General features: G+C 43.6%; 13 protein-coding genes. 6 read left to right on the forward strand and 7 right to left on the reverse strand.

Features of this window, described 5'->3' with window-relative positions; genetic code table 11:
- Positions 1-55: 55 nt before the first annotated feature.
- Positions 56-805: a pyruvate dehydrogenase complex transcriptional repressor PdhR gene (pdhR, locus tag CWC29_RS12590; RefSeq protein ID WP_125250480.1), complete on the reverse strand. Its 750-nt coding sequence runs from the start codon at positions 803-805 to the stop codon at positions 56-58.
- Between the two features lie 553 nt (positions 806-1,358).
- Positions 1,359-2,105: a substrate-binding periplasmic protein gene (locus CWC29_RS12595; protein ID WP_128726713.1), complete on the reverse strand. Its 747-nt coding sequence runs from the start codon at positions 2,103-2,105 to the stop codon at positions 1,359-1,361.
- 231 nt (positions 2,106-2,336) lie between these two features.
- Between CWC29_RS12595 and CWC29_RS12600 the strand changes: the two genes are divergently transcribed.
- Positions 2,337-3,455 carry a DUF1570 domain-containing protein gene (locus tag CWC29_RS12600; RefSeq protein ID WP_138524828.1) on the forward strand — a complete coding sequence of 373 codons (1,119 nt, stop codon included), beginning with the start codon at positions 2,337-2,339 and terminating at the stop codon, positions 3,453-3,455.
- Positions 3,456-4,165: 710 nt separating this feature from the next.
- On the opposite strand, the gene serB is transcribed toward CWC29_RS12600, so the two are convergent.
- Positions 4,166-5,179, reverse strand: a complete 1,014-nt coding sequence (gene serB / locus CWC29_RS12605; protein WP_167815428.1) for a phosphoserine phosphatase SerB — start codon at positions 5,177-5,179, stop codon at positions 4,166-4,168.
- Positions 5,180-5,274: 95 nt separating this feature from the next.
- On the opposite strand from serB, the gene CWC29_RS12610 reads away from it, so the two are divergent.
- Positions 5,275-5,931, forward strand: a complete 657-nt coding sequence (locus CWC29_RS12610) for an AhpA/YtjB family protein (RefSeq protein ID WP_128726721.1) — start codon at positions 5,275-5,277, stop codon at positions 5,929-5,931.
- A gap of 69 nt (positions 5,932-6,000) precedes the next feature.
- The gene (locus tag CWC29_RS12615) at positions 6,001-6,729 is read left to right on the forward strand and encodes a thioesterase II family protein (RefSeq protein WP_138522852.1); all 729 of its coding nucleotides are present in this window, start codon (positions 6,001-6,003) and stop codon (positions 6,727-6,729) included.
- Between the two features lie 381 nt (positions 6,730-7,110).
- Here the strand turns inward: CWC29_RS12615 and CWC29_RS12620 are convergent, their stop codons facing one another.
- The 4 genes from CWC29_RS12620 to prfC form a co-directional block, all read right to left on the reverse strand.
- Positions 7,111-7,929: a TatD family hydrolase gene (locus CWC29_RS12620; protein ID WP_128726724.1), complete on the reverse strand. Its 819-nt coding sequence runs from the start codon at positions 7,927-7,929 to the stop codon at positions 7,111-7,113.
- On the reverse strand, positions 7,880-8,521 hold the full coding sequence (pdxH, locus tag CWC29_RS12625) for a pyridoxamine 5'-phosphate oxidase (protein ID WP_205125730.1): 642 nt from the start codon (positions 8,519-8,521) through the stop codon (positions 7,880-7,882). Before pdxH ends, CWC29_RS12620 begins: the two co-directional genes overlap by 50 nt.
- 68 nt (positions 8,522-8,589) lie before the next feature.
- A complete protein-coding gene (gene argS, locus CWC29_RS12630) occupies positions 8,590-10,332 on the reverse strand; it encodes an arginine--tRNA ligase (RefSeq protein ID WP_138525028.1) in 1,743 nt (580 codons plus the stop codon).
- A gap of 24 nt (positions 10,333-10,356) precedes the next feature.
- Positions 10,357-11,946: a peptide chain release factor 3 gene (prfC, locus tag CWC29_RS12635; protein ID WP_128726727.1), complete on the reverse strand. Its 1,590-nt coding sequence runs from the start codon at positions 11,944-11,946 to the stop codon at positions 10,357-10,359.
- Positions 11,947-12,235: 289 nt separating this feature from the next.
- Between prfC and CWC29_RS24100 the strand changes: the two genes are divergently transcribed.
- The 3 genes from CWC29_RS24100 to CWC29_RS12650 are packed head-to-tail and all read left to right on the forward strand — an operon-like array spanning position 12,236 to position 14,062.
- Positions 12,236-12,910, forward strand: coding sequence for an energy transducer TonB (locus CWC29_RS24100; RefSeq protein WP_167815429.1), 675 nt, complete (start codon positions 12,236-12,238; stop codon positions 12,908-12,910).
- Positions 12,911-12,923: 13 nt separating this feature from the next.
- Positions 12,924-13,646 carry a MotA/TolQ/ExbB proton channel family protein gene (locus CWC29_RS12645; protein ID WP_128726729.1) on the forward strand — a complete coding sequence of 241 codons (723 nt, stop codon included), beginning with the start codon at positions 12,924-12,926 and terminating at the stop codon, positions 13,644-13,646.
- Positions 13,646-14,062 (forward strand): ExbD/TolR family protein, encoded by a 417-nt coding sequence (locus CWC29_RS12650; RefSeq protein WP_128726730.1) that lies wholly within the window; start codon positions 13,646-13,648, stop codon positions 14,060-14,062. The genes CWC29_RS12645 and CWC29_RS12650 overlap by 1 nt, the downstream gene beginning before the upstream one ends.
- Positions 14,063-14,421: the final 359 nt, after the last annotated feature.

The raw sequence follows: 14,421 nt of genomic DNA on the forward strand, positions 1-14,421 counted from the left end.
TGTTTAAAATACGAATTTATTCTATTTGTGCCAATTCTTACTGAATCAAGCCCGATTACTGCTGTTTTGTTCTACGCAGTGAGCGCTCTATTCGCGAACGCTCTTTACCGGCTTCTAATAACGCTTCTTCGATAAAGGCTAAGTGGGCGTTACTAGCAAGTCTTGCTTGTTCAGGATTACCATTGATCACCGCATCTAATAACAACTTTCTGTGCTCACCGAGCTGCTCACTCACGTCTGATTTTTGCACCAAGACGGTTAAGTTTTGCAGCACGTTTTGCTCAAGCAATGACTGCATCCCTTTTACAAGATGAAGCAGGACGACATTGTGCGACGCTTCTGCAACGGCAAAGTGAAAAGCATTAATTGCCCTTGCCTTTTGCATCAGGTCATCACCTATCTGTGCTATGTTGTCAAAGCTTTGTTGTACCTTTGCAAAGTCATTCTCTGTGCCCCTGAGCGCCGCATAGTAGGCTGCAATGCCCTCTAGTGCATGACGGAACTCAAGTAAATCGAACTGAGATTCAGGGTGTTTACTGATCAAGTCGAATAATGGATCAGTTAGCCCCTCTTCGAGCTGATTCTTAACATACGTACCACCACCTTGACGACGGGTTACAAGCCCCTTTGCTTCCAATTTCTGGATAGCCTCACGTAGTGATGGACGCGACACTTCAAATTGCTTAGCTAGCTCACGCTCAGGCGGCAACTTTTCACCCGGTAATAACGAGCCCTCGAGGATCATATTCTCAAGCTGTTCTAGTATTACGTCCGATAGTTTTGCTGCTTTAATCTTTAAAGACATTGAAATAACGCCAATTTTTTATGATGTGACCTAGCCAGACTGCTGACTTATTTTAATCAATTTGGTAAGAATTAACTTCATAGGTAAATTGGTCATACCAAATTTGCACAATACGTTATCAAAATCCATGACAACTGTCAAAATTCAGCCCAATTCAATAAATAGCTGAGTGTAAAAACAACAGTTGAAGTGCATAAACTTTAACCAAGAATTAGCAAAATTTAAAAGGTGATTTAAATGGTCAGACCAGATGGTAATATTCTATTTAACTCTAAATAAAACTATCAGAAAGGCGCTTTGGATAGGCAAGTCTTAATCTAAAGCAGCCAATGAGATTCAAGATAGCCTTTACGGTTGTTGGCTGCAAAGCATGCTTTAAAAACCACTGAATACACCATTAGGCTTTACGTGTAATAACATTCTTTATGCTTGATATATCGTTAAAATAGGCAACAGGCTATGAAAAATATTAAAACCGAATTTGGGTTCTCACTTATGAATGATTTTGCAACGAATCAGGACATTATTTGGTTTTAGCAAAGCCAAAAAGCAATCAATCGGTAAACACACGAGAGCAGCGAGCACGATATTGAGCAACATAGTCTTCATCCCCCCACAGCTTTTTAAGCCCTTCATTATACAGTTCGACATATTCACTGTGATGCTTATTAATAAGCAAATAGCCTTTTTGAATAAAAGCCGGGACCGCTTGCGCCACTAATAACTGGGCTTCTTGAGCTGGCAGCTCCTGCTGATAGGATTTCGCCGACTTTTCATCCATAACCATTATATCTGCACGGTTTCGTAGGATCAGTGCCACATTTTTACTGGTATACGTGGCGTATGAGGTTTTGATTTCAAGCGTCTCTATCGCCTCTAGCATAGAGGGCGGATAAGTTAATCCTTGATTGAGCAACAACCTAAATGGCTTAAGATCTGCGTAACTCGTATAGGTAAATGCTAGATCTCGATGATGATAAAAACGTGCTGTTTCTTCGGTAAGTGGATATTGTGTATAAATATAGTCTTTGCTCCTTTGCTCACTATAATACCAATAGGCGCTACCAATGTAAGCCGCCTTCATACCTTCTTGATAAGCACGCTCCCAAGGCATAAATAAAAACCGAACTTTAATATCAGAGAGCGCAAAGACATCTCTGATCACCACAGCCACACAACCTTGATCTTGTTTTGTTTGATCTAAGTACGGCGGCCATTGCCCCGTCGTAATATTCACCTGAGCCTCGAGTGCGCTCGTACTCGCACAACACAGCAAAACTAACGGCCAAACCACTTTCATCTGCATACTCTGTTATTTTTTCAAAAAGTATAGGCAACGAATTAAGTTATGGGTACATTGTTGTAGAAAAAAGAATGATACATAAAGCAAGCAATACACTTTATGACACACTAAACTGACTGTTATTTAACGGTTTGGGAATAAGTAGATAATCAAATTACCCATTGCCAAACTTACCGATAATCGAGTATAACCAAAGTCTCCGGACAGGTATTACACAAGGATATCACTTTGGTTTGGCGGATCTTTGTCCTACTATTTATCATCACACTGATATTGTTTGCACTTTATTTTATCTATCCAAGTGCAGCAGCAAACTCGATGAGGTCTATCAAACCTTTATTGACGGAATTTGGCATACAGCTAGACACCCATACCGAAAAACATTTAAGTCAGCCAGACATCACTCCTCACCTAACGGTTGCATCACCAAAAGCAACAAGACAACAGCTATCTGAAGTACCAGACAAAACCTTTTATAGCCTAAACGGACACAGTGATATTGTTAATATGTTCAGTGGTATCTCAACACCTACCTGCGGAGCACTAAAGCGCGAGGTATTTTCCTTGCAAACACAATTCAACGACATTGAGAATTTTAAACTTAATCTAACGGGTGAACCCGTGAGCCCTTATGTTGAGTATCAGGCGCAGCAAGCTCTCAACGTGGTGTATATGATGTTTAAGCACTTTTTTAACCAATTAGCGCATAAAAAAGCCTTATCTCCCATACAATTGAACATGCATATTACCGCCAATGATACTGACTACAATGAGTTAATTCTCTCTCGCGATGCAGAGCCAGCCGGTACTTTAGGCATGTACTTCTTGTTTCAAAATCAGGGCTTTATTAATGGCAGTCGCACTGAGGAAGAAACGCTAAGAACACTTATCCATGAGTCCGTGCATGCCCTAGTTTTTTACTATTTCGGCGTAACCCCTCGCTGGGTAACAGAAGGCTTAGCCGAGTATTTTGAGCACCTAAGAATTACCGATACGGGTCAATTTTCGATTTACCTCTCTGATGAAGACTGGTTGACAAAAGAAGGGATTTTGAAATCCCGCTTTGCCAAGCTTGATATTAACACCCTATTCAATAGCGAAAATCAGTGGCAAACCATGCAAAGTACCACCTTATATGCCAATAGTTACCTGTTTACGGGATTTATGGTCGAGCACAACAGCAACGCTTTTTTCGAGTATTTACGACAAGAAAGCAGCAATCCGTGCAATATTGTACCTGCACAAAACATCGAACAGCTCTTTCGTAACTTTAATGAAAACGTCGAGTCACAATTTGAGGGATGGCGCAGCACGCCTCGCCAAATTCAAAACGGCGCATGGCAATAACTCTCCCTATTTAATATCAAAGTGCATCCATGTGCTCCTCGTCCATTCTTTTTAAACGACGAAAAAGAACGAACCAAGAAAACGTCGCCCCAACATCACACTTAATCCTCAAACCTTAAGCCGATATATAATACCAATTGCACTAAGTCTCCAATCAATTTGAAGGGTGAAATACCATATTAGCGTCGTTAAAAATTTCTCATTTAGAGCAACTAAATAGCAAAATTTTTGCCTAGCTACTAAAGCTATTTCTCCGCTTCAAATGGCTCATTTACCTAATACAATTGGTATCGCAACCGTCTTGTAAGGCACGTCCATGATACCTGACAAGACTTGGCCGACATCCTGTCGGCACATTGCATATCGGCTTATGCTTTTCGGGTGTGATGGAGGGGGAATAAAGTTGCTTGTAAGATCTTCTACGATTTCAGCAAGTAAGTTGTTTGTAACAGCTAAAATAAACTATCAGCATAGCCTCCTAACTCACGGTGCAAATAGTTTTGTGGGAGGCAGTTCACCTGCCGAGAAGTATGATTTTCAGGTAAAGAGGAACAGCCCTTTCTTTTACGCAACGATTCTTTGGGCATCAAAGAAAAGTAGTTCGTGACCCATGGATGGGCCTCGAAGCCTGCCAGAAACGCGGACTGACTTAACTCATAGTCTCGAATAACTGAAGAAATCACCTTCCATGGTACGTCTCATCGCGCATATTATTTCGGCACACTTAGCAAATATAACAGTTGTAGCAAAGACCCTTCACAAACCGCCGCGTCGGCATTTTCTACCACTTTTGGCTTACCATGGATCGCCACACCTAGTTGGGCTTTTGCCATCATTACTAAGTCATTTGCGCCATCACCTATGGCAACAGTTTGAGTCATTGGGATCGCATACTGGGTTGCAAGTTGACCTAGCACTTCCGCCTTTTTGTCGGCATCTACGATATCACCTTGCACTTTGCCGGTAAGCTGCTCATTTTCCACCTCTAGAGTATTAGCAAATACAGCGTCTAGTTGGAGTGGCTCAATCAATGATTCTGCAAACCATGTAAAGCCACCCGAAGCGATGGCAAGGTGCCAGTGATGCTGCTTGAGCGCCTGACACAACAGTTCTATGCCGAGCATTAGCGGTAAGTTTTCTTTTAATGATTGAATTTGTGATAACGGTACGCCAGAGAGTGACGCAACGCGGCGATGTAGGCTTTCAGAAAAAGAGAGTGCACCCGCCATCGCCTGTGCGGTGACAGAAGCCACTTCGTCATATCGGTCGGCCAATCGAGCAATTTCGTCAATACATTCAATTTGAATTGCGGTGGAGTCCATGTCCATCACAAGTAGCCCCGGCTCTTCTAGAGTAGGTGCTTGTGTTATCACCGCACCTTGCGTATTAATGCTTTTGGCAAAATTTCTTACCTCAGCCTTACTCGGCAATTGCGATGCATTAAAGCGAATACCTAAAGCAACGGGGAGCTGTTCATGAGGTTGATATGCCGTAAAATAAGCCTGCTCGATAGCAAATGTTCGAAGAAATTTAGCAACTTCTACAAGGTGTTGTAATTCTATATTTGGGCCAAAAAAGCATATTGATTGAGTCGTCGTCTCAGGTAGTTGATTTACTTGAGTGAGGCTTGTGTTACCTTGGTAGCTATACCAGCGCGCTAGCGCCATGTATTCCTGAATTGGTGTGTTTAGTTCACTATTAGCGAATTGAATGATTGACGACATAAGTTGCTCCTTGATAGCGTTAAGCCGATTTTTAACATGATTGCGCTAAGCTGTCAGCACTGGACCTTAGCAAAAGCGGGCAATATGCGATAAATATGAAAAATTTACATGTATTAGAAGTGTTAAACTCGACCAGAGGACGCAGATTATTTCGTTTATGTATTGCTGCGGCTTGCCTGATCATGGTGACATGGCTTGCGTTTAATACCAGTTTTGAATCTCATCGCTTGCTCCATAACGGTGCAGATCTTACTGCAAGAAGCCTCACCAAGCAGCTCGCAAAAAATGTGGCATTGCCTCTTTCTCGTAGTGATACGCCAAGGCTGAGCGCTCTGGCAAATCACCTCGCTGGCGATGACTTTGTACTTCAAGTTGCGATTTATGATTATCAAGGGCGCTTTGTTGTGGGGAGCGACGGAAATTCCTCACCCACAGATTATCAGCAGCTACCTCAAACCTTACCGGGACTCAGTAAAACCAAGAGTATTATTTCTGAACCCGTTTATACGCCCACCGGACAGCCTCTTGGGTTCGTCAATATGGTCTATTTAACAGAAGCTGCCATGTCACAAAGCCACTCGCATTTCCACGAACTTGGACGAGTCGTTTTGCTGATGCTAGTGATCACAATGGTGTTCACATGGCAAATAGGACGGGCATTAAAACGCTGGGAAGTAAAACGTAAAATTCGCAAGAAAGTAAAAATGCTACCAGCGCCAGACAAAAGTAGTAATAAATTAGAACAAGGCTAACGCTGTTAGCTGTGTAAATAAATTGATAATATAACAACCAACATAAAATAAGAATTAATGACAAAGGATATGAACAGCAAGCTTTTTGTTACCCCAAAACCAAATCCAAATGCCGAACTTAGGTTATTTTGCTTCCCATATGCTGGTGGCTCTCCCACTATATTTTCATCTTGGATCGAAAAAGCAAATGACAATATTGAACTCGTTTTTGTTCAGCTTCCTGGGCGTGGCGCCCGTCTCGTAGAGCCAGCCATAGATAACATGTCCGATGTAATTGAAGAGCTGATGTTTTACCGTGACTATCTTACCAGCAAGCCATTTGCATTTTTTGGTCACAGCTTGGGCAGTCGTATTTCTTACGCTTTGGCTTCTCAATTACTCCTAGAAAACTTACCAACGCCTCAAAAAATATTCGCATCCGCAAGCCGCGCGCCACATTGCAAGTCCGGTAAACGTATCTTGCATGCTTTGCCACACGATGAATTTATCGCTGAGCTTCGTGACTTAAATGGCACGCCAAAAGAAGTGCTCGAAAGCAAAGAATTGATGGAGCTACTTATCCCTTTGCTACGCGCGGATTTTAAAATCGCAGATACCTATGTCGCAGAGCAACGAGCCTTACCGCTTCCCATTCATGTATTTCATGGCAGCGATGACGAGATAGTAGATGAGCATATTGCAGCTTGGCAAGAGCTAACGACACAGCCATATCAGCTTACCGAATTTGCCGGTGGGCACTTTTTTATTCACCAATACGCTGATGAGGTGATCTCAATTATTAATCAGCAATTGGCTTAAGTAGCTTTAATGCTATGCCAGAAAAGCATAAAGATCGCCGGGTAAACCGGCTCCTACACCTGCTTTTCTATTGCTGCTAAGTATGGTTTTATATCGCGGTAACTGCGTAAAGATCGCCGGGTGAACCGGCTCCTACACCTATTTTTCTATTGCTGGTAAGTATGGTTTTATATCGCGGTAACTGCATAAAGATAGCCGGGTGAACCAGCTCCTACACCTGCTTTTCTATTGCTGGTAGGTATGGTTTTGTATCGCGGTAAAAGCATCAAGATCGCAGGGTGAACCGGCTCCTACACGGGTTATCTATTGCTGATAGGTATGAGTTTATATCCCATTTATGATATTGACTCGTAGGTCGAGATTTATCTCGACATCATCAATTTAGCTCAAGCCAAACAACTGTGTGGTATTTCGATAGAGCGCTGAGACAAGCTCGCTTGGTGTTTCGCTTCGATATTCACAAAGCCTGTCAAATACTTGGACGACTCGCTTGGGAGAGTTCGGCTTCCCTTGATAACCATGTAACGGCATCGACGGCGCATCGGTTTCCAATACAAGACTTTCAAGCGGCAACTGTGATATTACCTGCGCTGTTTTCTCGCCTCTTGGGTAGGTGATTGTGCCACCTACTCCGAGCTTAAAACCCTGACCGATATAATATTCAGCCTGCTGTTTTGAACCTGAAAAGGCGTGGATCACCCCACCATACCGTGGTTTAACACGTTTAAACGCAGCGGCAATTAAATGATGACTTTTACGGTGATGGACGATTAGCGGAAGCTTTACTTGATTACTCAGTGCAATATGCGCTTCAAACAGTGCAATTTGCCGTTCAAGCGCATCACAGGTTGTATCAATGCCGCACTCTCCTATCGCACACAGTTGGGTACGATTGTGTATGACATGCTCGACCAACGCAGTCATATCGTCGTCCCGATGTTCGCCAATAAAATAAGGATGTAACCCCGCGGCGATTTCACATTGAGGATGATGTGCTTGAAACTCAATAAGCTCAAGAGACTGCTTAAGGGTAACGCCGGGCACCACGAAGCGTTCAACACCATTGCTGTGGGCAGCTTTAATATGCGTAGCTAAGTCATCTGCCAACTCGTTAAAGTCGAGGTGACAGTGACTATCTATAAAGGCGAATTTATGGATTGAGCCGCTCAATTTCCCAACTGCCGTCGGCTTGCTTGACATACATAAAGCGATCGTGAAGACGGTGTTCTCCACCTTGCCAAAACTCAACTTTAGTCGGTTCCACGCAATAACCGCCCCAAAAATCAGGTAGTGGGATTTCGCCTTTAGCGAACTTGTCTTTCATGCTACTAAAGGTTTGCATCAAGGCTTGGCGAGATGACACAGGGCGCGATTGCTGAGACGCCCACGCTGCAAGCTGACTTTCTTTTGGTCGTGATAAGAAATACTTGGCAACACGACTGGTTGGTAACGGAATAGCTTCACCGTACACGATAACCTGACGCTCAATTTCATGCCATGGAAAGTGTAAGCATATCTTGTTGTTTTGCTTTAATTCTTGCGCTTTGCGTGAACCGGTATTGGTAAAGAAGACAAAACCGTCCTCGTCTACATGCTTGAGTAAAACAATGCGTTGAGACGGCTGACCATGCTCGTCAACCGTAGCAACAACCATCGCAGTTGGGTCAGTAAACTTGGCATCAATCGCCTGCTGCAACCAGGTTTCAAACTGCGCAACGGGTGTGTCTTTTAGCATCTCACGACGTAAACCGTCTTTGGTATATTCTCTGCGAATGTCTTCAAGTTTCATCACAATTTCCTTAACAAAAAAAGCCGCTATAAAGCGGCTTTTAGTATACCTTAATGCAAGTTAAAACGAACTTACATTTGCTCCATCACTTCAATACCAAGCAAATCTAGGCCGGTTTTCAGTGAGTTAGCAACCAGATTACATAACACTAGACGACTTTCACGGACGTCTGCTGCTACATCATCTTTCAAAATTGGGCACGCTTCATAGAATGTCATATACAAGCTCGCGAGCTCATATAAATAACTACATAATACGTGTGGCGTTGCTTCGCTGATCATCAGATCAAGTACTTCTTCAAGTTGCAGCAGTTTAAGTGCAAGTGCCTTTTCCTGCGGTGCTTGAATTTGAATGCAACCAGTTAGGCTGGCGCTATCCATGTTTGCCTTACGGAAAATACTACGAACACGAGTATAGGCGTACTGCAAATATGGCGCTGTGGCTCCTTCAAAACTCAGCATCGTATCCCAGTTAAAGATATAATCACTGGTTCTGTGTTTTGACAGATCGGCGTACTTCACCGCACCAATACCCACTTTACGTGCTATTTCTTGGCGTGCTTCATCAGATAGGTCAGAGGCTCTATCAGCAAGCTTTTCTGTCGCACGACTCACCGCTTCATCAAGTAAGTCTGATAACTTCACCGTACCGCCAGTACGAGTTTTAAACGGTTTGCCGTCGTTACCCATCATTGTACCGAACAGGCTTGGCTCGTAGCTAGTTTTGTCTTTTAAAAGACCCGCTTTACGTGCTGTGATCTCAACTTGGTTGAAATGTAAGCCCTGACGCGCATCAACAAAAATTAGGATACGATCAACATCTAGCTCATTTGAGCGGTAATCACAGGCTGCTAAATCAGTCGTCGAATATAAGAAACCACCACCTGATTTTTGCACGATAAATACGGAAGGTTCACCGTCTTTATTTGCCAATTCGTCAAGAAATACAACTTGAGCGCCCTGATCTTCAACCGCAATGCCTTTCTCTTTTAGCAGCTCAATCACGCCAGTAAGACGGTCGTTGTAAGCACTTTCTGCCATGATATCATCACGCGTAAGCGTCACGTTTAGTTTACCGTATACTTCTTCAGAATGTTTAACTGAGGTGTCGATAAACATTTCCCATAGCTTCTTACAATGCGCATCACCGCCTTGTAGTTTTACTACGTAATCACGGGCTTTATCGGCAAAACCAGCTTCGTCGTCAAAGCGCTTTTTGGCATCACGATAAAAGCTTTCAAGATCCGCAAGGGCGACGTTTTCAAGGTCAACACCTTGGTTCAGCAAATCTTCAAGGTGTGCTATCAACATACCAAACTGGGTACCCCAGTCACCCATATGGTTTTGGCGAATAACAGTGTCACCACGGAACTCAAGGGCACGCACTACGGCATCACCAATAATAGTTGAGCGCAGGTGACCTACGTGCATCTCTTTAGCAAGGTTTGGCGAAGAAAAGTCGACCACAACTTTGTCAGGTGTAGCATGTTCAGCAACACCTAGTTTGGCATCATTATTTGCCGCTTCTAGGCTTGTGGCTAAAAACTCAGGCTTGAGGTGAATATTAATAAAACCAGGGCCTGCGATTTCTGTTTTTTCAGCAAGTTCGGCAACGTCTAGATTATCGATGATCTTCTGCGCAAGCTCTCTTGGGTTAGTTTTTAGTGCTTTAGCAGCCCTCATCGCACCGTTAATTTGATAGTCACCAAACTGTGGACGCGTGCTTTGTGTTACCGCAGGGTTTGTACCTTCAGGGATACCAGCCGCTTGCATCGCAGCATTGGCTTTTTCAATTAAAATACTTTTGATGTTCATCTGTTTTCCTTTAATGCGCAGCGATTAGTGTTCACGAGTTTCATGGAACTTCACGTCAGGGTAACGTTCCATCGATAGGTTCAGGTTTACGCGGCTTGGTGCGATATAAGTTAGGTTATCACCACCATCTAGTGCCAAGTTTTGCTCGCACTTGCGGCGGAACTCTGCCATTTTCTTCTCGTCATCACAGCTTACCCAACGCGCGGTTTGAACCGTTACGCTCTCGTAAATTGCATCAACGTTGTATTCAGACTTTAAACGTGCCACAACCACATCAAACTGTAGCACCCCAACCGCACCTACAATCAGGTCGTTATTGATAAGTGGTCTAAATACCTGTACTGCACCTTCTTCAGAAAGCTGTACCAACCCTTTAAGGAGCTGTTTTTGCTTCAGTGGATCTCTTAGGCGAATGCGACGGAATAGCTCAGGCGCAAAGTTTGGAATACCACTAAATTTAAGCGTTTCACCTTGTGTGAAGGTATCACCAATTTGAATAGTACCGTGGTTATGTAGACCGATAATATCACCCGCGAACGCTTCTTGAGCACGCTCACGGTCACCCGCCATAAAGGTTACTGCATCTGCGATACTGACTTGTTTACCAAGGCGCACGTGGTTCATCTTCATGCCCTGGCTATATTTACCAGATACAATACGCATAAAGGCGATACGGTCGCGGTGTTTTGGATCCATGTTTGCTTGGATTTTAAACACGAAACCAGAGAACTTTTCTTCATCGGCTTTTACTTCACGCTCATCAGTTTGACGCGGCAGTGGCGTTGGCGCCCACTCGGTTAATCCGTCAAGCATGTGGTCAACACCGAAGTTACCAAGTGCCGTACCAAAGAATACAGGAGTTAATTCGCCAGTTAAAAACAATTCACGGTCAAACTCGTGCGAGGCACCCATAACTAACTCAAGCTCTTCTCGAAGTTGTTCCGCAAGGCTTTCACCCACGGCGGCGTCAAGCTCGCTGTTATCTAGCCCTTTGATCACGCGTTTGTCTTGGATCGTATGACCTTGACCAGTTTGGTACAAAATCGTTTCATCACGGTGAATGTGATAAACACCTTTAAATTCTTTACCACAGCCAATTGGCCAAGTCACCGGCGCACACATGATGTTCAGCTCGGTTTCTACTTCATCAAGTAGCTCCATTGGGTCACGAATATCACGGTCCAATTTGTTCATAAAGGTAACAATTGGCGTGTCACGTAAGCGCGTTACTTCCATTAATTTACGAGTACGGTCTTCTACACCTTTTGCTGCATCGATTACCATCAAGCACGAGTCAACAGCGGTGAGCGTACGATAAGTATCTTCAGAGAAGTCTTCGTGTCCCGGAGTATCTAGTAAGTTTACTAAGGCATCATTGTATGGAAACTGCATCACAGAAGTTGTTACCGAGATACCACGCTCTTTTTCCATTTCCATCCAGTCAGATTTGGCGTGTTGGTTTGAGCCACGGCCTTTAACCGTACCGGCTTTTTGTAACGCCTTTCCGAATAAAAGTACTTTTTCGGTGATGGTGGTTTTACCCGCATCCGGGTGCGAAATAATCGCGAAAGTCCGTCTTTTTGAGACTTCCTGAGGAATTGAAGCGTTTGACATCGGTTAAAATCTTCTCTTATTTTGAGTACAGTACAGAGGACTGTTTTCTGCCCTACTCAGGCTATGAATATCAGTTAATCGTCTATTTTCGCTTATCTTGCCAAGATACTCAATCGCAGAGCGATTTTTCTACGATATTTATTCTGTTTTATCGCAAACGATATGACTGAACTTGCCTAACTCATGCGCAAATACCCATACAATTGAGTATGTGGTTCTTGTATTTTTGTAACAAACAAAATAAAGTAATAACGATTTGCATTTAAATTAGTAACGGATGTACGTAGTTGTGCCTACCTCACACACAAAAGCTTTGCGACTGCAATCCCCTGACGTCGCGTCCTTAAGTTCATGTTTCCTTGTTATTGCTATTCATATCGGAGGCATTGCTTTTGCGTGGACAACTACCTCAACACCTGAGCCAATAGAAATATCTTCTCAGCACTCAAGTATTAAGGGCAAGTTTATCAACTTACCAGCGCAAACAAAGGAAAGCACAGTTCAGCAATCTGAACCTGTTGTAGAGCCTGAGCCTGTTGTAGAGCCTGATCCTGTTGTAGAGCCTGAGCCTGTTGTAGAACCTGCTCCAGTCAGCTCCGCAGTCCAACCAGAACAAAAAGATGTTAGTAACACAGCTGAGGCGGCCACCACTTCTCAGGATCCGAGTTTACCGCCAGGACTTGTATTGCCGCACATGAGTGACGCTAATGCATTAAACAATCCGGCACCTATTTACCCAAGATTATCCCGTAAATTTAAAGAACAAGGGACAGTCTTATTAAAAATTTATATTGAAGCGGACGGCAGCGTCTCTGAGATAGAAATACATGAGTCGAGTGGTCACGGTCGCCTAGATCAGTCTGCAAAAGCAACTGTAAAACACTGGCAATACCAACCGGCAACTCAAGACGGACAAGCGATCGGTTATTGGTACCTACAGCCTGTCAATTTTGCATTAAATTAAATAAGGAACAGTCATGGAGAACCCATACGGAATCGCCGCCATGTGGGCACAAAGCGATATCGTCATTAAAGCAGTAGCGTTTAGTTTGCTGTTTATGTCAATCGCAACTTGGTGCGTCATATTAATCAAAGGCATTAAGCTTTATAAATTAAAACAGCCACTTGTTGGCTCCAAGCAGTTTTGGCACGCACAAGATGTGCAGTCAGGTATTTTATTACTCGAAACGCCAACGGGCCAAGCAACGCCCTTTAGTTCACTGGTCAACGAAGGCATGCATGCCAAGGCACATCATGAACAACACAAAGAAGATTTGCATGGTAATTTACCTATCGCTGAATGGTTAACAGCCAGCTTACGGACTTCTATTGACGAAAGTAAATCGGAACTACAGAGTAACTTAGCGATACTTGCTTCCATTGGTGCCACCGCGCCCTTTATCGGCTTGTTTGGCACGGTATGGGGTATTTACCATGCCCTGATCAGCATTGGCGTTAGTGGCCAAGCAAGTATCGACAAAGTGGCAGGTCCTGTAGGTGAAGCATTAATTATGACCGCTTTTGGCCTTGCCGTCGCTATCCCTGCGGTATTGGGTTACAACGCACTCACCCGGGGCAACAAACGCGTCGTGAACCGCCTGAATCACTTTGCTCACGAATTACATGCATTCTTACTGATGGGCTCTGCACCAAGTGCAAACGCAAAGCGCCCAGTATTTAAGACCGTAGGAGGCAAATAATGGCGTTTGGTCAGGGGTTTGAAGATGACGAAGAGGTCATGGCTGAAATAAACATGACACCTCTTGTGGATGTTATGTTGGTATTGCTGATCATTTTTATTATCACCATGCCTGTGATCACTCAGTCTATTGAAGTGGAGCTGCCCAAAGCAGCCTTGCAAGAAACCAGCGCAGAGATATTGCCCGACAGCGTCTCTTTGATAGTACAAGCAAATGGTGATATTCAATGGCAACAGCAAGCCATTACGCTCGCGCAACTTCAACAACGTTTAGTGGAAGTTGCCGCACAATCACCGCAGCCTCCGATCCAATTACAAGGAGCTGCCAAAGTTCCCTATGAAAAAATAGTCGAGGTTATGGCACTGGCGCAACAATCGGGCGTTAACTCACTGAACTTTGTGACGCAAACCAAGTAATAAAAACCAAGATAGCGCTAAGCGGGGTGTCGCCTTGTTATAGCGCTATGAAGATAGATAAATAGACAGAACTTAGCTTTTTTAACACAGTGCAACGGGCAGAGATTAAGCACTAAACGACGAAGGATCTCGTTAGACAGTTTAAATACGAATTAATTTCATAAATATTTAAATAAATTAAATTCTCACTCGTCTAATCCAAAACATAATTTTAGTTGAGCTTCTGATAGTCATACCAATTTGCTTAATTAAGTGATCTATTTTGAGGCGAGAAAATTTTGTCGATAACAAGGCGAAGGTTTTTCTATTTAGTTGTTCTAAATGAGAAATTCTTAACGCAGTTAGCGTCAGGTTTGCTC

Origin of the sequence: Pseudoalteromonas galatheae (genome assembly GCF_005886105.2) — a bacterium.
Classification (GTDB): Bacteria; Pseudomonadota; Gammaproteobacteria; order Enterobacterales; family Alteromonadaceae; genus Pseudoalteromonas; species Pseudoalteromonas galatheae.

What these genes read in the sequence shown, in the direction of transcription:
- CWC29_RS12650 (WP_128726730.1), top strand. Translation starts at nt 13,646, where the DNA reads ATGGCGTTTGGTCAGGGGTTTGAAGATGACGAAGAGGTCATGGCTGAA.
- CWC29_RS12620 (WP_128726724.1), bottom strand. Translation starts at nt 7,929, where the DNA reads ATGTCAAGCAAGCCGACGGCAGTTGGGAAATTGAGCGGCTCAATCCAT.
- CWC29_RS12645 (WP_128726729.1), top strand. Translation starts at nt 12,924, where the DNA reads ATGGAGAACCCATACGGAATCGCCGCCATGTGGGCACAAAGCGATATC.
- CWC29_RS12615 (WP_138522852.1), top strand. Translation starts at nt 6,001, where the DNA reads ATGAACAGCAAGCTTTTTGTTACCCCAAAACCAAATCCAAATGCCGAA.
- CWC29_RS12610 (WP_128726721.1), top strand. Translation starts at nt 5,275, where the DNA reads ATGAAAAATTTACATGTATTAGAAGTGTTAAACTCGACCAGAGGACGC.
- prfC (WP_128726727.1), bottom strand. Translation starts at nt 11,946, where the DNA reads ATGTCAAACGCTTCAATTCCTCAGGAAGTCTCAAAAAGACGGACTTTC.
- pdhR (WP_125250480.1), bottom strand. Translation starts at nt 805, where the DNA reads ATGTCTTTAAAGATTAAAGCAGCAAAACTATCGGACGTAATACTAGAA.
- argS (WP_138525028.1), bottom strand. Translation starts at nt 10,332, where the DNA reads ATGAACATCAAAAGTATTTTAATTGAAAAAGCCAATGCTGCGATGCAA.
- serB (WP_167815428.1), bottom strand. Translation starts at nt 5,179, where the DNA reads ATGTCGTCAATCATTCAATTCGCTAATAGTGAACTAAACACACCAATT.
- CWC29_RS12595 (WP_128726713.1), bottom strand. Translation starts at nt 2,105, where the DNA reads ATGAAAGTGGTTTGGCCGTTAGTTTTGCTGTGTTGTGCGAGTACGAGC.